This is a genomic window from Mesobacillus jeotgali, from assembly GCF_002874535.1.
In the GTDB taxonomy this organism is placed as follows: Bacteria; Bacillota; Bacilli; order Bacillales; family Cytobacillaceae; genus Mesobacillus; species Mesobacillus jeotgali.
In genome coordinates this window covers 4030643-4050453 of record NZ_CP025025.1, presented here as the reverse complement: position 1 = coordinate 4050453, position 19811 = coordinate 4030643, and the positions used below count along the sequence as shown (strand labels likewise).

11 protein-coding genes and 1 pseudogene are annotated in these 19811 nt (G+C 38.6%); 5 read left to right on the top strand and 7 right to left on the bottom strand.

Features of this window, described 5'->3' with window-relative positions; translation table 11 throughout:
- Nucleotides 1-14: 14 nt before the first annotated feature.
- Nucleotides 15-1901: an NAD-binding protein gene (locus CD004_RS20340; protein ID WP_102264423.1), complete on the bottom strand. Its 1887-nt coding sequence runs from the start codon at nucleotides 1899-1901 to the stop codon at nucleotides 15-17.
- A gap of 222 nt (nucleotides 1902-2123) precedes the next feature.
- On the opposite strand from CD004_RS20340, the gene CD004_RS24525 reads away from it, so the two are divergent.
- From CD004_RS24525 to CD004_RS20330, 3 genes and pseudogenes are all read left to right on the top strand, one after another.
- Nucleotides 2124-2249 (top strand): hypothetical protein, encoded by a 126-nt coding sequence (locus CD004_RS24525; RefSeq protein WP_267892333.1) that lies wholly within the window; start codon nucleotides 2124-2126, stop codon nucleotides 2247-2249.
- Between the two features lie 288 nt (nucleotides 2250-2537).
- Nucleotides 2538-2645: pseudogene (locus CD004_RS24675) on the top strand (RyR domain-containing protein); the annotation flags it as partial.
- 108 nt (nucleotides 2646-2753) lie between these two features.
- Nucleotides 2754-4259 carry a toll/interleukin-1 receptor domain-containing protein gene (locus tag CD004_RS20330; protein WP_102264421.1) on the top strand — a complete coding sequence of 502 codons (1506 nt, stop codon included), beginning with the start codon at nucleotides 2754-2756 and terminating at the stop codon, nucleotides 4257-4259.
- Nucleotides 4260-4771: 512 nt separating this feature from the next.
- Here CD004_RS20330 and CD004_RS20320 read toward each other — a convergent pair.
- The 6 genes from CD004_RS20320 to tagU all read right to left on the bottom strand — a co-directional run bounded on the left by CD004_RS20320 (nucleotide 4772) and on the right by tagU (nucleotide 10309).
- Entirely contained in the window at nucleotides 4772-5236 is a 465-nt protein-coding gene (locus tag CD004_RS20320; RefSeq protein ID WP_102264419.1) for a hypothetical protein, read from the bottom strand.
- Between the two features lie 27 nt (nucleotides 5237-5263).
- Nucleotides 5264-6052: a hypothetical protein gene (locus tag CD004_RS20315; protein ID WP_102264418.1), complete on the bottom strand. Its 789-nt coding sequence runs from the start codon at nucleotides 6050-6052 to the stop codon at nucleotides 5264-5266.
- Nucleotides 6053-6070: 18 nt separating this feature from the next.
- Complete coding sequence (locus CD004_RS20310; RefSeq protein ID WP_102264417.1) at nucleotides 6071-7177, bottom strand: hypothetical protein; 1107 nt, start codon at nucleotides 7175-7177, stop codon at nucleotides 6071-6073.
- Nucleotides 7178-7979: 802 nt separating this feature from the next.
- A complete protein-coding gene (locus tag CD004_RS20305; protein WP_102264416.1) occupies nucleotides 7980-8585 on the bottom strand; it encodes an HNH endonuclease in 606 nt (201 codons plus the stop codon).
- 5 nt (nucleotides 8586-8590) lie between these two features.
- Nucleotides 8591-9226, bottom strand: a complete 636-nt coding sequence (locus CD004_RS20300) for a hypothetical protein (RefSeq protein ID WP_102264415.1) — start codon at nucleotides 9224-9226, stop codon at nucleotides 8591-8593.
- A 147-nt stretch (nucleotides 9227-9373) separates the two neighbouring features.
- Complete coding sequence (gene tagU, locus CD004_RS20295; RefSeq protein WP_102264414.1) at nucleotides 9374-10309, bottom strand: polyisoprenyl-teichoic acid--peptidoglycan teichoic acid transferase TagU; 936 nt, start codon at nucleotides 10307-10309, stop codon at nucleotides 9374-9376.
- A 385-nt stretch (nucleotides 10310-10694) separates the two neighbouring features.
- Between tagU and CD004_RS20290 the strand changes: the two genes are divergently transcribed.
- On the top strand, nucleotides 10695-14993 hold the full coding sequence (locus CD004_RS20290; protein ID WP_102264413.1) for a bifunctional 2',3'-cyclic-nucleotide 2'-phosphodiesterase/3'-nucleotidase: 4299 nt from the start codon (nucleotides 10695-10697) through the stop codon (nucleotides 14991-14993).
- Nucleotides 14994-15236: 243 nt separating this feature from the next.
- The gene (locus CD004_RS24620) at nucleotides 15237-19802 is read left to right on the top strand and encodes a cell wall-binding repeat-containing protein (RefSeq protein ID WP_102264412.1); all 4566 of its coding nucleotides are present in this window, start codon (nucleotides 15237-15239) and stop codon (nucleotides 19800-19802) included.
- The last annotated feature ends 9 nt before the right edge of the window (nucleotides 19803-19811 follow it).

The window sequence follows — 19811 nt, the reverse complement described above, 5'->3', positions numbered from 1 at the left end:
CGCTATACAATTTCTTATTTACCATCTTCTGTAACTAAATCAGATTGGGATTTGTAATAAAGGAGCAGATATTTTATTGTATCCCTGTCATAATCCTTTGTAGGCTCGCTAAGTTCCTCCCATGGAACAAGGCTTTTATGAAGTTTCAAATTTTCCAGCTCAACTTTTGACAATTGTGTATCCTGTGAAGCAGTGTTCCAGCCTCTCAGGAAGTGAAAGGCATTCCATCGCTTATGCTCTATTTCAGCCAATGCTTCCTTATATGGTTCGATATGCTTCTCGAATTTCTCCAGGGATAGAGGTTTACATGAATGAACTGTCTCATCTTTAGGTGATTTTTTAAGACCCAGCAACATTAACTTAGTATCGTTGTGTAACATTTGATAACGGTTTGATTCTTGTTTGAAGCTGGAGAGTTGATCCCAGTTTTTATCTGGTTCAATATTTTGTTTTACCCTTTGTTTCTGATAATTATCATGGGCCTTCTTGGCCTGGTCTATCAGCGTTTTATTTAAAACATAATCAATGTTGAGGACTTCTTCCTGGCTAGCATAACGCTTAACCACTTTATACTCCTTTTCATTAATATCAAGCCAGTTGCTCACCTTGTGATTATCCTTCATTTTAATGAAAACAGGTACATCAGGAAGGGGTTCAATCAGCTCCAATCCTTCGATGATATCAAGAAAATCGTCATGCAGGGAGAGAAAGACATGGGTTATAGGAGCATCTATTTTAGCCAGCTCTTTGGTAATATCATGGTTTACAAGGTCGATCCCTTCAAATTTTATATCTGCAAGCTCATCTGCGTTTTTAGCTAAAAACCCCCACTCTTTCTTTACCTTTTCAATTTCCCGGTCAAAAATTGTGAATTTAATTTTGTTTTTCGTCATGAAATGGCACAGATTCAATGCTTGGAAAGCAATTCGCTGATTTCTTTTCCCAAATCCGATGAACAGGAGATGCAGCGGTTCCCCATCAGGTTTCCGGAGCTGATTTTCATATCCCAAAAATAAAGGGTTTTCCATCAACATTTTTTCAGCAATCAGTTGGTAGGTTGAAAAAGAGTATGATTTAATTTTGTCTTTTTCTTCCTTGAGCATTCGCTCGTAGACTTGCAGTGATTTCGGATGTTCTAAGTGTAAGGATACCTGCAATTGACTAGCAGGATTTACTTCATTTTGAATAGAAATATAGTTTTCCAGATTGATGAAATCGTCCTCGTGGAATAAAATTACATGTTTCGCCTTTTTAACCCCACTTTTAATTAGCAGGTCTGCCATATCTTTAGACTCGTCTATATAGATCGGTACTCCAAGCTTAAATAGCTCCTTTTTGTCTTCATCTGAAAAATTATCAGCAACCACAGAAACGCGCTGTTTTGCTGCTCTTAGATTTTTAATTAGAATGGATGATTTCTCATTATAGCCAACGACGATAATATGCCCGCCAAAAATGCTGTATAATTCACCCTTTAAAGATAAACCAAAGTATTTTAGCAAAAATAATCCGATAGTAGTGATTGTAGAAAAAGCAGCCGTCCAGCGTGCAAGTTCAATCGGAAGAGGGATCTCAGTATACTTGTTCGCAGCGTCATTGAAAACACTATCTACATCTAGAAAAAATAATCTTATCGTTGAATAAACGGAGTTCAAAAAAGAATGCTTATACAAGTCATGAGAATGTTGGCAAAAACCATAAATCCCTGAAGCTAAAGTGAATAAAATGAGGAATCCAGGAACAATGTACTTCTTCAAACGGAAGTGGACATAAAAAAACGTTGTAACCCAGGAAACCGCAATTAAAACTAACACATAACCTGGATCATTAAACCATTGATAAAATATTCCAATGGATCCGAATAAAGTAAAAATAATAGCAGCTAAAATATGGTACTTCATAAGGTGCGCCGTCACTCCTCAAATTAATTAATAAAATGAAAATAATTTAATAACATTCCATATTATAGCATTTTATACAGAGAGACGGCTCTATTGTTCCGGTCTGCTGAAAGTTTTTTCAATTCTTTTAGACTTTCAGGAACCAACTACGTGATTCCTCTTTTAACTTCCCTTTCTTAATATTAAACTTAGATAATAACAAAGATTGGAGAGGGACTGAATTTGAGTAGAGAAGCAGCAGAGTTGATCAAGAAAATAAATCAGCTTTCAATAATAGAAATTGAAAAACTGCTTGAGGAAAGTGAAATTGATTACGCTCAATACCTTAAGGATATAACTTACAAGTAAAGTGAACCCTATACAGGCCTAGACGGAGAATTGGAGACAGATATCTCGGTTTATTGTGAAAGAATTGTAAAAAAATACTATTTTTGAAGTATAATAGGGCTGTGCAATTGAGAAACCATCTTGAGCTACAACTCAAGCCATTTAACACATCGGAAAATAAAATTACCTGAAGAAATTCAGGGGCTACAGGAAAATTAGAGAAGAACATCCTTGAAATTTGGTCACTTCAATCATCCACCAAGGTTAAACATGTGGGTCGGAACGAAACGACCATAAAAAGAACATCCTAGCCTTGTGTCATATGACCAGTTATCAGAAGAAGACAAAGACTATGACAGGAAAACAGCAATGGAAACGCTGAAGACCATCATTTTCGTCGGGGTATATATCGAATAATTATCAGTTTCTTGATATAAAAAACCGTGTGACAGAATACCTTTTTTTGAATTGGTATTTTTTGGCGTCAGGCTCTATGTGATGAATTAACTTAAGAAGGAGAAGGACATGAATTTAATTAAGAGTGTTGAACGTGTAGAAGCAGGAATTTTCTTGAGTGAGCCTGCTTCATCTGATGAAACTTCCTTTGTTTATAGAAATTTAAAGAAAGAATATAGATTAGTAGAAAATGGTGAGAAACTATCAAAAGCGGAGGTTAGAGTAAAAGGATATACCACTCGCTATTCTATTAATCGAAATGCTTTAACATACCGATACAGCAATGTTTTTCGTTCAAAGGAACAGATTGATGCTATTAATGTTGCGATACAATTCTCAATTGTTGTCGAGAATCCGGTCTTAATAGTTGATTATCAAACCACAAATATAAAGCTATATTTAGATAATATTGTGTCGCTTTATTTAAAGGCAATTCTTCGAGATTATAGAATCCAGGACATAATGGATTTTCAGCAATCTGTAAATCAACTTGAACACAATACAAGCTTAGTTAGAGATTTATCCTCCCGTGGTATTAAAATGAAAAATTTTCATGCAATGGTAACTATTGAAGAAAAAGGAAATAATAAAAAGCCAATCGAATCTAAAGAGACACCTTTGGGAAGGGATGAACAAGCAATCGTTAATAAAATATTGGGAACGATTGAATATCCTTCACATAAACAGTTTGATGTCTTTATTAGTTATTCAGATAAAGACAGGAATAGCGTTTTTGCTATTTGTAATAAACTAGAAGCTAAAGGGATTAGATGCTGGGTTGCATATCGAGACATACCTGGAGGGAAAAAATGGAGTAGTGCAATCGTAGAAGCGATAAAAATGAGTAGAGTGTTCCTTCTTGTCTTTTCAAGTAACTCAAATAATTCTGATGAGGTGGAAAAGGAAATTGGTTTAGGTTGGAAGTATTGCGAGGCAATTATCCCGTTTCGTATAGAAAATATAGTACCATCAGATTCTATGGAATATCATTTAAATAATGTTCATTGGATTGATGCGTTAACAGAACCAAGAGAAAAAGAAGTTGAAGCACTATCTGAACGGATTCTTAAAACGTTACCCGATAGAAAAAAAGAGATAGAAGAAGCTACTCCTAGAAAAAGGAATAATAATGAATTGCAATTCCAAATGGAGAGTTTAGAAAAAGAAAACAGTGGAAAAGAACATGAAGTTTATATTAGTTACTCTTCAGAAGATTCTGCGATTGCACAGTCGATTAGCTTGTACCTAGAAAATAACCAGATCAAATGCTGGAAGAGTCCTGATGATATGGGAGTTGGAGAAGTAAATAAAAGTGCAATAGAGAACTCAAATGTTTTCATTGTATTGATTTCTAATCATTCAATTCACTCGGAACATGTAAAAAATGAAATTCAATTAGCAGTTAATAAAAATTTATCACTCCTTCCAGTACGATTAGAAGAAGTTACACTTCCGGAAGAAATAAAATTTTATCTACACCATTTCCAGCTTTTTAATGCTTTAGATGAGACAAATAATGTATACGAACAACTAGTTAAGGGAGTGAAAAATTTAGTAAGCAGTAATTCCAAGTAAAATGCGAGTCTAGAAAGTTAAAATACTATTAAAACGAGAACCAATTATACAAAGAAGCAATGTATTTCTTTATGCTGTAGAAGACCAAGCCCTTAGCCAACTTAGTGGAATCTTTAACTACACCATCTTTGAGCAGTACAAATTCTTTTTTTTCACCCAATAAGGGATTATCCTTATCATAATCTCCGGTGGGAAAAGTGACAGTGAATTGATTGCAGTAAGATAATACAAGTTTAAATATGTCTCTCCATACATTTGTTGAAGTAATATTGAGAATAACAAGTGGGCGCTTCATCGTAGCCACTATTTAAGCTTACAAGAAACATTTCAATACACAGCTTTTATATGATAAATCAGTCGGTTAGGAAGGGACAAAGAAAGCGAATAATCTTGAATAAGATACAGGTAAGTGACTTAAGCTGAACTCCATTTGTTAGACACACATAACAAATGGAGTTCAGTTTTTTTTAACTACCAATATTGTGTTCTAAGTTCCTCTAAGACTGTAAACCCTATCGTTTCGTCCGGTCGCTGACAATACCTTTTAATGTCTGGAGGATTACTGGATAGTCTTTCTTGGAAATGGCGTAATAAGTGGGGATGTAGATACTGTCTCCGCCAATTAAATTTAAGACGTATGCGGGGGTCTTTATTCCCAGGTACCCCGTTGGTATATTGTTTTCTTCTTCAACATTCTTAATGGAGTTCAACTTAACTGATTGATCCCTGACTGTGATGATTTCCTTGTCGTAGCTGAACATCTGCTTATTTCTGAGTAGAAGGATATTGAGCATGATGGCCATTCTGCCAAAGTAAATAATTCCTATTATACCTGCAGTAACAGAAATTACCTTCCTGATAGTGGGAGCATCCATAAAGATACTTGCCAGGATCAAGGCAACTCCAGTAATGATAAAGATTGCGCAAATGAGTAAACGTCCCAAAATGGTTGTAGTACGATAATTTACTATTTTCATATTTCCACCTTATAGTTTAATCCGATTTTAAGAGATTTTGCTAGTTACCACGCGAGAAAGAGTTGTTTCCAATAATTGCTGCCATTCTACTTTATGAAGGGTTTTTATGATAATGTTTTTCTCAACCTCGAGCTTTTCTTCCTTAATCGCCCATATGCGCTCTTTCCCAACAAGCAGCATTACAACCTCGAGAAAGTGGGGGATTCCTTCATCTTCAGTCCTAATGAGAGAAAAGTTAACGATATTACCGTTGTTTTCATGAAAATCATTCGCAAATTGATCAGCTGCCAGCCCAAAATTGATTTTTTCCTTTAACTGAATCGAACGAATGAGTTCTTCAAAATGCTTTTCTTTAACCGGAAATTGCATGGAATCCCAGTTAGTGAATTGTGGCTGAAAAAAAGCAGTTACTTCCTCCATTAGTTCATCTAACTCCATTTCACATAAAACGTGAACAACTTGATTGGAGACTAAGTGAAATATGAATCCATTTCTGCTGCTATGAGCAGTAAGCACGAACTGGCCATTTTCATTTTCATTATATGCCCGGAACATATTATTGGATGTTGCCAGATCGTGTAACAACTCACTAAAACCTTCTGTAAATGCGTTGTCTGGATGACCTTCTTTAAGCTTAAGCAATATCCCTTTTGTAAAAAGGCTTCGGGATGCTGTTTGAAAAATCAGTTCAATACCTTCTTCGTTAACGTCTCCGACACTTTCCTTTAGTATGGAAGACGCAAGTACATCATGCTGGCAAATTGCCAGAGCAAAGCTGAGTTCCTCTGATGATAGAGTGAATTCCTTCCGCATCAATATCTCAATCCCCCATCTTTATTTGAATAAACCTTTGGCCCAATTGAACCCCTTATCCAGTCCCTTTTTTATACTGCTTCCGGCATCCTTTATTGCTCCAACAGGGCCCTCACGGATAACCTTCTCTGAAAAGCCAGCAGCCAGATCTCCAAGCCATATGCCAGCAGATCCTCCTAAAAATGAACCAACTGCGGCACCACCAGGTCCTAATGCCATGCCAAGTGTGCCTCCAATGATCGCTCCTGCAGCGGTCGCGCCAGATTTAATGATTATATTTGAGCCCGCTACAGCAACATCCTTGCCGTCCAAGGTCCCTTTTTTGTGTTCTTTATACAGACCTACACCTTCCTCAGCCGTATTAAAGACTGCATCAACCGCATACACCCGCTTCGCGATCATCTTTGGGATTTTGGAGGTTGCAATGCCATGAACTCCATCATCAATACCTGTAATAATAGTCTTCATAAAATGAGGAAAGCTCTTTGCTTTAGAAATACCGATTAATTGGGCTCTAGTTACCTTCTCTAAAAGACCATCAGCGGTTTTCAGCATTTTCATGAACATTCCTGGATTCCGTATGGATTTATCCATTGTTTTTGCGAGTTTATTTAAAAGCTCACTGCTTCCTTTACCTTTAATCCATTTGGCAGTATGAATTACTGCTCTGCCAGGATGGCCTTTTTTGTTATCAATGTGAATCTGCTTTCCTAAAATAAATGCAGCTGCTACAGCACTTTGGGACAAGACTGCATAATTCCCATATTTTTCAAGGAAGTCAAAAATTGAATCTTCTAGGGCTTTCTTCTGTTCACTGTTTTTTCCAGTTACCTTCGCGGCAATATCCTTTAAACGATGAGAATTGATTTTTCTCTCTGATGTAGCATATCTTTCGAGGGAATTGTCAATAAAGCGTCCTAGTTCAGATAACTGGAGCTCAATTTTGCTTACCTTTCCGATTGCTTGCGCCATTCGGGCTCCAATCTGCTGCCGGGCCTTAATTTGCGGATCGATAGAATATTTTAACGATGTTAAACCCCTCCCGAGATTGTCTAACCCGTGTATTTGTCTTGCTAAGCCTTGATTAGCACTTCTCACATGCCCCAGATTGAGTTTGATCGAGGTCATTTATACCACCTCCTAAAAAGGAATTAATCTTGCTAACTGAGTGGGTTTCTTAATAAATATTATTATATATAAAGAACGGAAAAAATGTAAAACTTTACCTGAAAACCTATGGAAATTGAGGCTGAATTACTAATTTGTAGACTGGCTATAGCGGTAAGATTGAAAGAGTACAATAAGTCGCAGGGGTTTAGGAAGACATATAGAATTGGAGGAAAAGTTAAGGAATCACTTCAGTTAGGAGAAGATAAAGGAAAGTGACGGAGCATGGCAAACACTATCCAGGATCAACTAACTCTCTAAGGATTAACAGCCATTGATATTAAAATTTCTAATAAAGATATACTCATGTCTCACTATAAAAAATGAAGGGACATCCTTTAAACACAAATAATGCACCATGAAGTGCTAAAACAAGTCGCACCCTCGAGGTTTATTATAGAAGAGATAATGAAGATACATTTAACTTCAAGTTAAATAAAGGTTCTTTTTCTTTCGTTCTAATTTAAACTTTTACTGGATTCATTGGGACATTCCCTTTTTAACAGGGGGGGGGATGGTGCAATAGCAATGTATTTGCCATACATAGCTCGCTGGCAGGGACAGCTGGGCTTGGCGTATTCTACTATAGCGTAATAGGAAGTAGGGTGCGAGGCACAAATCATTCTTTGAATTCGATTATAGTAGGCGTGAAGTTTGAAAATGAGAGGTACCGGATGAGGTGCCTCTCATTTTATTTGGTGATTTCGTTTTTTTTAGCAGCAGGTGTCAAGTATTCTAGTTCTTTAAAGTAATAGGAGTTACACTATCCGATATACTTCCTTTTTTGATACAATAAATGCTCTCTGTTAATGTAATGTTTAACACGTAATTTCTTGCCATTTAATTTATTGTCCGTTTCAAAATGGTGAATGATATAGGTATCAGGTTCTATATACATGCTGCCGTAGTCTAAATAGGTATGACAGATAACACAGACGACAATCATATTATCTTTTTCATCTGGTCCATTATCAGCAAAAGAGTGGAGATGATGGGTGTGGACCAAGTATTGCTCTGGGTTGACCTTGGTTTCTCTGTCGCACACTTGACAGCGATGGCTGTACCGGGCTTTTAGTTCATTACTGATATTGCGATCACGTACACTGTCTAATATGCTTGAATCTTTTACCTGATTACTAAACGTCGTAGCATTATCACTAACCTTATGCACAAACCTTTCTTGTAATCCAAAATGGGGATATTCTTCTTCATTATCTTTCGAACTCCACCCAGATTCATAATCCCAAAATTTTGTACCTATATTTTGGTAATCATCATAATCAAAATCTGGATTGTCAAGATCGAATGTTCTTAAGTATTCCTCTCTATCAAGAAGGCGCTCCTTTTTGCTTATCATTATGTGTGTCATGAAATTCACCTCTCAGCTGTATGTGTTCTATTTTTGAATTTTCTGGGCTTGGATTGAAGAATGATGAGTTCCCCTTTATATTTATCGACGGCCATTAGAATTTTTTTCAATAAAAGAGGGGGATTGCCGTGCATAAGCAGCATTAGATATTCTTGGTTTTCTTCTATATAAATCTCAAGTTTGGGTTCGTGAAAACGTCCTTCTTCTGTCAATTGTAGGTAACATTTTAGAAGAAACCATTGTTCAGTAGGGCGGGGTGACATCATTTGTTCTTCATCATCCAGATAGTTAAAATAGTACAATAAGAAATCATTAGGTCGTTTGGAATCGGTTAATTTTACAATGCCAAAACCTAATGAAATCGCTAGAGTATAATTAATCTTGCTTTTTAAACGGTAAAAATGAAGGGTGGATTCAGGGTTAAAAGGAGTTCTAACGAGAGATATATTCCCTCCTTTAACACAGATGGCTTCTTCAAGACTATTGAAATGTATATCGTTATTGCTAATGTCAGCTGGAGATACTTCCTGGGTATCGTGATTGAATGTGAAAAAGGAGATAATCTCAAAATTATCTCCTTCGACCATTGCATTGGCAGGTATAATATCCTCTATAAATTTAAACATGTTATTACTTTTCACGTGTGCTTCCTCCTTTTTTATTCATATATACTTATACAAATGTTGATAGAAAACCCACGCGAATTCATAAACTTATTTAAAATTGCTAAAAAATAATATAAATTGAATAAAAAAAGGAGGCTGACAATTTCGTCATCCTCCTTTTTTCTATTTAAGTTTCAAATGGCTTTTTAGTTCATCTTGAACTCTTTGTTTTTCACTCTCAGGAACCATTAAATAATAGATTTTGTCTATTTTTGTTCCAGACCCCTTTATTTCCATTTGTTCAATGTCCTTGCCGGCTTCTTTATAGTTCTTTTGGATATCAACCATCTCATCGAAGGTCATGTTTGTTTTTACATTTTTTCCAAGAGCCGCGAATATGTCATCGAATTTTGTTAAGGAAGAGAAGCTTGCGCCTTTGTTGATTACACCCTGAATGATTTGTCTTTGTCTTGTTTGCCGTCCGAAGTCGCCCCTTGGATCCTGGTAACGCATCCTTGAATATAACAAGGCTTTTTCACCATCGAGGACAAGTTCACCCTTTGGAAAATGAACTCCTCCTTCTTTGAAATCAAGCGTGTTATTAACGGTAACTCCTCCGACTGCATCGACAATGTCTTGAAAGCTTTCCATATTGATTTGCATATAATAATCAATCGGGATATCCAGGAAGTTTTCGACAGTATCCATTGACATCTCAACGCCGCCAAATGCGTACGCATGATTGATTTTGTCGTCATATCCTTTTCCGATGATCTCGGTTCTTGTATCACGAGGAATACTCAGCATTTTCGTTGATTTCTCTTCAGGATTTACGGTTAAGACAATCATCGTATCTGATCTTCCACGGTCACCTTCACGCTCATCGACGCCAAGCATCAATACTGAAAAAGGCTCTTTCTTATCCAGCGTAATGTCTTCAAGCCTTTTTTCTGACTTATCTCGCTTAATCGGCTGATGCATAGTATCTACTGCTTTAGTTAGTGAGGAATAGACACTATATACATAAGCTCCGACACCTAAAATCAATAAAAGAAAAATGACTCCAATGACACGGAGCCATGTACGTTTCTTCTTTCCTGTATGTTTTTCAGCTCTCATTAATTGACCCCCATAGTCTGACAAAAAATCTTTTCTTCTGACAAATAGAATACCAAAAAACCACGGTTTTGAATATCCTTATTTTTCAAAATGGAAAATGTCTTATATTATTTTGGCTGCTAATTCATTCAATATTCTTTTTGCCGAATAGTTTTAATTCATTATTGTGTGTACGCGGATATGGTAATTGCTGTTAAAATTCTTTTCTTTTAATAGATCTTCTTTTTACAAGTGAGTGAAGTTTTTCTGGAACTCTATTTTTGTAAAAAAAACAATAAAACAAATTAATAAAAATTTCACACTTTTTTTACAAAAAATGATATATTCTTACTAGTTTTGCATATATAATAGATTTGCTGTTACTTACTAGAGAGGTGGGAATAGGGTGAAGAAAGAGTTCAAAAAGAAATTAAATGGACTAGCTGTATCTGCTTTAACTGTTGGTTTACTAGCTTCTCCAATGTATGGTTCATCAGTGTTTGCTGAGGGCACGCCGACAAAGGTTATGTCAAGCGAGGCACTTGTGAAGCTGAAAATCATGGAGACAACTGACGTTCATGGCAGCATCATGAATCATGACTATTTTACTGATACAGAAGCCACAAAAGGGTTAGCGAAGGTTTCTACCTTAATTAAGGCTGAAAGAAGTGAAAACGCTAACAACCTATTATTGGATAATGGGGATATGCTTCAAGGTAACCCATTTACTGACTATGTTGCAAAGGTTAATCCTTTAACTTTTGTCGACCGTCTGGCTGGATTTGGCCGTTTTGAAACAGCTATTGATATCTCAAAAGAAGGATGGGATTCAGCAGAGACAGTCGTTCTTGTTAGAGCTGATGAATTTGCTGATGCTTTGGCAGCAGCCCCGCTAGCTTATAAATACAACGCACCGATTCTATTGACACAATCTGATAAATTAAATGCAGATACTAAAGCTGAGATCAAACGCCTTGGTGCAAAACGTGTAGTAATTGTAGGTGGTACAGGAGCTGTATCCGCAGATATCCAATCTACACTATCACACAAAATGAAGCTTTGGGTTAAACGTCTTGGCGGAGAAAACCGTTTTGACACAGCTGCTCTTGTAGCAGAAGAATTAGGCAACAGCAAGAAAGCAATATTGGTAAATGGCCACAACTATCCGGATGCTATTTCTGTAGCTCCATATGCAGCTAAGAATGGCCTTCCGATTTTATTGACAGACGCAGCAGCACTCCCAGTTGAAACGAAGGCTGCTTTAAATGGGGTTACTGAGACCATTTTAGTCGGTGGCACGAGCGTTATCAGCGACAAAGTTGAAGAGTCTGTTAAAGGGGCGAGCCGTTTCGGTGGAAATAGCCGTTTCGATACATCCTATAAGGTAGCAACTGAACTTGATAGTGTTAAAACAAGAGTTTTCGTTGCAACAGGACGTGGATTTGCTGATGCATTGGCAGGTTCGGTTCTTGCAGCAAAAGAAGATGCTCCAGTCGTTCTTGTCGATAAGGATTCCATGCTGAAGAAAGTAGCAGAGCTTGTTGATGGCAAGTCTGTTACGATACTTGGTGGCGATGCTGTAGTTTCCAGTTCTTTGATCAAGAATGAAAAGCATCCAATCTATGAAGCTATGAATGAACTGAATTATGACGCTGCAACACTTGGAAACCATGAATTCAACTATGGTCTTGATTTCCTTGAAGGCAGCATGAAAACCGCAGAATTCCCATTTGTTTCTGCTAACGTATACGAAGATGACCATGATAATGATCCTACTAACGATAAGAACTTTGTAAAGCCTTATCAGATCATTGACAAAGAAGTGGTAGACGAAGCAGGCAAGAAGCATATCGTTAAGGTTGGGGTTATCGGTTTCGTTGCACCGCAAATCATGCAGTGGGACAAAGCGAACCTTGAAGGCAAGGTCGTAACTGAAGATGTTGTCGCTTCTGCTAAGAAGTGGGTTCCACAAATGAAGAAGGATGGCGCTGAAGTTGTTGTAACGTTAGCACATACTGGATTCGATGAGGATAAGAGCAATAAAGAAAATACAGTTTTTGCTTTAAGTGAAGTCGAAGGAATCGATGCAATTCTGTTCGGACATACACACAAAGCTTTCCCATCTAAGGACTACGATGGTATTGCTGGTGTCGATAGTGTTAATGGAACAATCAATGGCGTTGCAGCTGTTCAGTCAGTAGTTGATGGTAGCCACCTTGGTGTCATCGACCTTACTTTGGAAAAAGTAGACGGCAAATGGGGCGTAAAGGGATCCAAGTCAGAGGTTCTTTCTGCGAAAGACGCACCAGCTGATAAAAAGATCACTGATGTCATGAAACCATCCCATGAGGCTACTGTTGAATATATCAACCAGCCGATTGGTAAAACTACCGAGCCAATTTACAGCTATTTTGCACGCGTACAGGATGACCCATCCGTGCAAATCGTAAGCAATGCTCAAAAAGAATATATTGAAGACGTCCTGAAAGGTACAGAGTATGAAGGTCTACCAGTCCTATCTTCTGCTGCACCATTCAAGGCAGGAAGAAACGGAGCAGATGAATACACTTACTTCCCTGCGGGTGATATTTCTGTAAAGAACGTTTCAGATTTATATAAGTATAATAATACTGTGTCTGCACTTAAACTTTCTGGAGCTCAAGTCAAAGAATATTTAGAGTGGACAGCAGCAAACTTCAATCAAATTAATCCTGCTGTAACAACTGAACAATCGTTGATTAACAGTGCTTTCCCTGTATATAACTTCGATACTCTTGATGGAGTTACGTATGAAATCGATGTAACTCAGCCAGCAAAGTATGATAAAGACGGCAAAGTGATCAACGAGGGTGCAAGCAGAATTAAAAAGCTTTCTTATGAAGGGAAGCCGGTTGCAGATGACCAGCAATTTATCATTGCTACAAACAATTACCGTGCTTCATTCACTAAGCTTGCAAATCCAGACGGACAAAGAGTCATTTACGCATCACCTGATGAAAACAGACAAGTTGTCATGAACTACATCATCAAGAATAAGACGATCAATCCATCTGCAGACCAGAACTGGAGCCTTGCGCCAATCAACACGAATGTAAATGTTACATTTGAATCGTCACCAGCAGCTAAGGCTTTTGCGGATAGCTCTGAAAACATTAAGTATGTTGGTAATGGTGCAAATGGTTTCGCTAAGTACCAGTTGGATATGATGAAACCTTTTGAGGTTCAACTACTTGGAATCAATGACTTCCACGGCCAGCTAGATACTTACAATTCCAAGATTAACGCTGGTGGAGTTGAATATCTGGCTGCATACTTGAAAGAACGCGAAGCACAAAATCCTTATACTTTAATGGTCCATGCAGGGGATGCTGTAGGTGCTAGCTCACCGGTTTCGGCATTATTGCAGGATGAGCCAACGATTAAGATCTTAAATGAGCTTGGATTTGATGTTGGAACTGTTGGTAACCATGAATTCGATGAAGGCGTTGCAGAAATGAATCGTCTCATTGATGGAGGAAGCCACCCTAAAACTGTTGAAAAGTATGGCGAGTTTGGTGGAGCTGACTTCCCTTATGTAGCAGCTAATATTGTAGATAAAACTTCTAAAGAATTGATCCTTGATCCGTACCACATTGAAGAGGTAAACGGAGTCCCGATTGGCTTCATTGGTGTTGCTCTATCAGATACTCCTAACATTGTAATCCCAAGTGCAGTAGCGGACATTGAGTTCACAGATGAAACTGCTGCAATCAACAAATACGCTGCTGAACTAAAAGCAAAAGGCGTTGAAGCAATTGTTGTTTTAGCACATAACCCATCTTACTCAAATTTTGATGGATCGGGAGCAGGCGAAGAACTTGTAGATATTGCTAAAAATGTTGATGATGAAGTTGACGTTCTTTTCGGAGGACACAACCACGCTTTTACAAACACAACAGTTGACGGCAAAATCGTGGTTCAATCATACTCTTCTGGTACTGCATTCTCTGATGTAGACCTTATGATTGACCCTAAAACAAAAGATGTGGTTTCTGGTAAAGCAGAAATCGTTACGACTTATCGTGATAAAATCACACCAGATGCTAAAATCAAGGCTATTCTTGATGAATATTTAGCAGATGTTGCGCCAATTTTGAACGAAGTGATTGGAGAAACTCCAAACTATATTAGCCGAGAGGCAAACGCTTTTGGAGAGTCTGCGATGGGCAACCTAATTGCCGATTCAATGCGCGAGCAGACAAAGACTGATTTTGCTTTCATGAACTCAGGCGGAGTCCGTGGAGATATTGATGCAGGCCCTATTACCTGGAAGGAAGCTTTCACAGTCCAGCCATTCGGTAATGATCTTGTGAAAATGAATGTAACTGGCGAGCAGATTAAAACATTGCTTGAGCAGCAATGGGGAAGTAAAGTCCGTATCATGCCAATCTCTGGTTTGAAGGTTGAATATGATGATTCAAGAGCTGCAGGAGACCGCATTGTATCCATCAAGAAGAATGACGGAACCGATGTGGCGATGGATCAAAAATATTCAATTACTGTTAATAACTATATGGCTGGTGGCGGAGACGGTTATGCGGTTCTAGCTACTATTACTGATAAGACAATCGATGTAGTTGATCTCGATGCATTAGTAAATTACATCAAGGCAAAAGGAACTGTAGATCCTAAGATCGAAGGCCGTGTATTGAATATTAAAAAGTAAGAAGATTGATAGAGAAGAGTGCTGAATTCAGTACTCTTCTTTTTTTGTACTATGTCGGTATATTCAATAAATAATAAATTTTTAAAATAGTATAAAAATATAATAAAATTTGCCTAGTTTAAATTGACTCAAATGGAAATATCTCGTAGAATTAAACTGTATTTTCTAAATATTAAAAGAAATGGGGGTCTTTTTTCACATTCGTTTAACTTTTTTCAATATATTACTAGGGAGGAAAATGGGTTGAAACTTAGAAAGCCGTTTACGTATTTATTGGCTGGTTCATTGTTATTCTCTAATGTGAACTTCGCATTAGCGGAAACTATGAATAATTCGAAGCCGTCAAAGCCTGTTATTACGAAACAATTAGATGGCAGGAAAGCATTTGATAAGACAAAACTGCAATCAAAAGCTAATTTCAAGGTCTCGGACAAGGTTCGCGTAATTGTTGAAGTTGAAGGAGAAACTCCGATTGAATACGCAACTAAAAATAAAAAATTGTTCAAAGAACTTCCGGATAAAACAAAGCAGGACCTGGCTGCTAAAGTTGAAAAGCAACAACAAAATGTGAAAAAAGCCCTGGCAACAAAGGGTATCAAAGTTAAGTATAAAGGCAATTTCTCTACTGTCTTCAATGGCTTTAGCGGAGAGGTTACATATGGTGATATCTCTAAAATTGAAAATACAGCTGGAGTTAAAAATGTATACTTGAGCAATGAATATAATCGACCTGAAGTACAGCCGAACATGAATAAAAGCCATCAGTTCATCCAGTCCTACCAAACCTGGGGAGATGCAAAATTCAAAGGGGAAGGCCAGGTTGTAGCTGTCATTGATACAGGCGTGGATCCATCTCATAAGGACTTTGTTCTAAGTGAAGGAGTCGAAGGCGATCTAGAGGAAAGCGAAGTTAAAGAACTAGTAGAAGAAGCAGGTCTTAAAGGCAAGTACTTTACTGAAAAGGTTCCTTATGGCTTCAACTACTATGATATGAATGATACTATTCTGGATCTTGGACCGGATGCTTCCATGCACGGTATGCACGTTGCAGGTACAGTTGCAGCGAATGGTGATGTGGAAAATGGCGGCCTCCAGGGAGTTGCGCCTGAATCTCAGGTGTTGGCGATGAAAGTTTTCTCAAACGATCCACTTTACCCATCAACATGGTCAGATGTATATTTGGCTGCAATTGATGATGCGATTAAATTGGGTGCTGATGTCCTGAACATGAGTTTGGGAAGCACAGCTTCTTTCTACGAGCCTGAGAGTGTTGAAGACTTGGCGATTACTAGAGCAGTAGATAATGGTGTCTTAGCTGCTGTTTCTGCTGGTAACTCAGGCCATATTGGTTACGGATGGGATAACCCTAACTACGAAAACCCGGATATCGGTGTGGTAGGAGCTCCAGGACTTAACCCTGATACATTGCAGGTAGCAGCTTCCGGAAACGAAGGGTATCTTTATGAGACTAAATTGACTGTTGATGACTCAGGTTTCAGTGCAGTTGGTTATGGCCGTGACAACTGGGCGGACCTTGCTGATAAGGAAATCGTGAGCCTTGAAGGTAAGCTAGGGCACCCAGGAGACTACGCAGGCCTTGATGTAGAGGGCAAGGTTGTTTTAGTCAAACGTGGAGCACTGACTTTCTATGATAAAACTCAAAATGCTGCTGCAGCAGGCGCTGCCGGAATTATTGTTTATGACAATGGTGCTGGAGGAATGTTCTATAAAGACCAGGGTGGCTGGGACATCCCATTCACAAAGATTACTTTTGCAGATGGTGAGGCTCTTCGTAAAGTAGTTGAAGAACAAAACCTTAAGACTCTTGGTACTGAACAATTGAATAAGAATGAAGATCCTGAAATGGGCAGAATGACTGACTTCACTTCTTGGGGAACAACTCCAAGTCTTGAAATGAAGCCTGAAATCACTGCTCCAGGAGGAAATATTTTATCTACTCTCCAAAATGATTCTTACGGTCTTATGAGTGGTACATCCATGGCGGCTCCTCATGTTGCCGGCGGATCAGCTCTTATCCAGCAATACTTGAAGACCGATGAGCGCTTTAAGGATTTAGAAGCTTCTGAGTATACTAGATTTGCAAAGATCTTGCTGATGAACTCAGCAAAAGTGGTCGAAGACCTGAATGGCCAGCCTTTCTCTCCTAGAAGACAGGGTGCTGGTATGATGCAGACATTTGCTGCAGTTGATACTCCTGTATTTGTCGTTAATAAGAATACTGGAGAAGCAAAAGTCGAATTGAAGGATTTCAAAGCTAAGTCTCAAAGCTTCACACTTACTGCTACGAACATTTCTGATAAGGATGTTACTTACAATGTGAATACACGTCTGCTGACAGATACGTATCAAGAAGTTGAAGGTGCTCCTGACCAAAACGCATTGATTGCTGGTGACATTCAGGGTGCAAAAGTGGTTGCGCCTAAAACAGTAACAGTTCCTGCAGGTGAATCAGTTGACTTTACAGTATCTTTTGACTTAACAGGTGCTAAGATTCCTGGAATCGATAAAGATGGTAAAGCAACTAGTAAGGACTTGGTTGAAGACATCTTCGTCGAAGGCTTCGTTCAATTCACAGATCCTACCCTTGCAGAAGCCAAGCTTAACGTACCTTTCCTTGGTTTCTATGGAGAATGGGATCGTCCGGATATCTTGGATGGATTCAGAGTAAATGATGAAGTAAAGTATTTCGACTATGGTGTAGATGATGTCCTGGTTGATAATGATGAATACTTTAATTCTCCTGTGCCAGAAAAGGGATATTATGCTTTATCACCAAATGGTGATGAAACTTTGGAAAACATGAATCCATTCCTTGGTGTCTTGAGAAATGCTAAAGAGGTCCAGTACAACATTCTCGACGAGAATGATAACTTGCTAAGAAGAGTATTTATGCAGAAGAATGTTCGTAAGACTTTTATCGATGGCGGAAGCAACCCTGGGTATACTTACAACTCAAGCGCCATTTGGGATGGAACAGTAAAGGGCAAAAACGTGGAAGATGGACTTTACTACTATGAAGTAAAGTCTGTAGTAGACTATGCTGGAGCTGATTGGCAATCCAAGAAGATTCCAGTATATGTAGATACAACAGCTCCTGAAGTTGCTGTAACTTTCGACGAAAAGACAGGAGAGCTTAAGTGGGAAGCTAAAGATGAAGGTGTAGGAATTTCAGATTATGTAGTTGTAGCTAATGGCGAAGTCGTAGAAGAACTTGGCGCAGATGTTACCTCTTACACATTTGACAATCTTCCAGAAGGAACTTTGTTACAGGTTCACGCCGTTGACCATGCATACAATGTTGGTTATGACGAAGTTGCGAATGGTGATACTGAAAGTCCGCTTCTTTTAGTTGATTCACCAGAACCTTATGGTGCATATAACACGAAAGAAATCACTGTCGAAGGATACGTTGAGGAAAATGTCAAGGTGGCAGAGGTCACTGTAAACGGCAAACCTGTTGCTGTATCTTACGATGAAAAAGAGGGAGCTTTCTTCTTCACTGGAAAGGCTAAATTTGATCAGGATGGCAAGCATGATGTAATCATCACTGCAACAGATGTTTCTGGAAATGAATACTCTATCTCGAGAAAAGTATTCATTGATACAGCGAAGCCAACTGTTACAACTGACGCACCGGCATTTGTTGACAACTCTGTTGGAGAAGTGAAAGTAAACGTTGAAATGAAGGATAACTTCAAATACTTCTCACTATTTGTAGATGACAACCATTTATATGATCAATCTATCGAAGATCCTGTTTCTATTTTGGGTGAAGGAACACAGACAGTAGAAGTACCGCTTAAATTGCAAGAAGGCGACAATGTCTTCACAGTGAAGGTTACTGATATTGCTGGAAACGAAACAGTAGAAGAAGTTAAGATTCACCGTAACACAGATGCTTCACGCGTTAATCGTCTTGCAGGTGACGGCCGCTATAAGACAGCTGTTGAAGTCAGCAAGAAGGGCTGGGATTCTGGGGCTGAGACTGTAGTCCTTGCTCGTGGAGATAACTATGCAGATGCACTTGCTGGTGTTCCGTTGGCTAAAAAGTTCAATGCACCACTATTGCTCACTGAACCAAATAAGTTCACGAAGCAAGCAAGTGATGAAATTAACCGCTTAGGAGCTAAAACTGTATACATCCTTGGTGGAACAGGAGCGGTAAATGAAGCTACTCAAGAAGCTCTTGAGGATAAGGGAATCAAAGTTGTTCGTCTATCCGGTTCTGACCGTTATGATACAGCAGCTAAAATCGCTAAGCATGTTGCTCCAGAAGGAGTAGAAGAAGTTGTCGTTGTAAACGGAAATGACTTCCCTGATGCATTGTCTGTTGCGTCATTTGCAGCAGCTAAGGGAATGCCAATCCTGTTGACACAAGCTGACTCACTTCCAGGCGTAACAGCTAAGACAATCCGTGACCTTGGTGCATCCAAGTCATTGGTAGTCGGTGGTACAAGTGTTGTATCAAATGATGTAAAGGGTGACCTTCCATATGGTTACCGTCTTGGAGGACAAAACCGTTATGACACAGCCGCTAAGGTTGCAGAATACTTCCACAAAGATTCAAACCATTACTATCTAGCTACTGGCAAAGGATTTGCTGATGCTCTATCTGGAGCTGCGTTAGCTGCTAAGGATGGTACTGGAGTATTACTTACTGACGAAAACCTTTCTGCTGAAACTGAGAAGTTTATCAATAGCAAAAACCTTGATAAAGTCACAGTTCTTGGTGGAAGTGGGGTCGTAAGTGACTCAATTGTTGCTAAGCTTAAGAATCTTCTTAAGTAATAAGTAAAA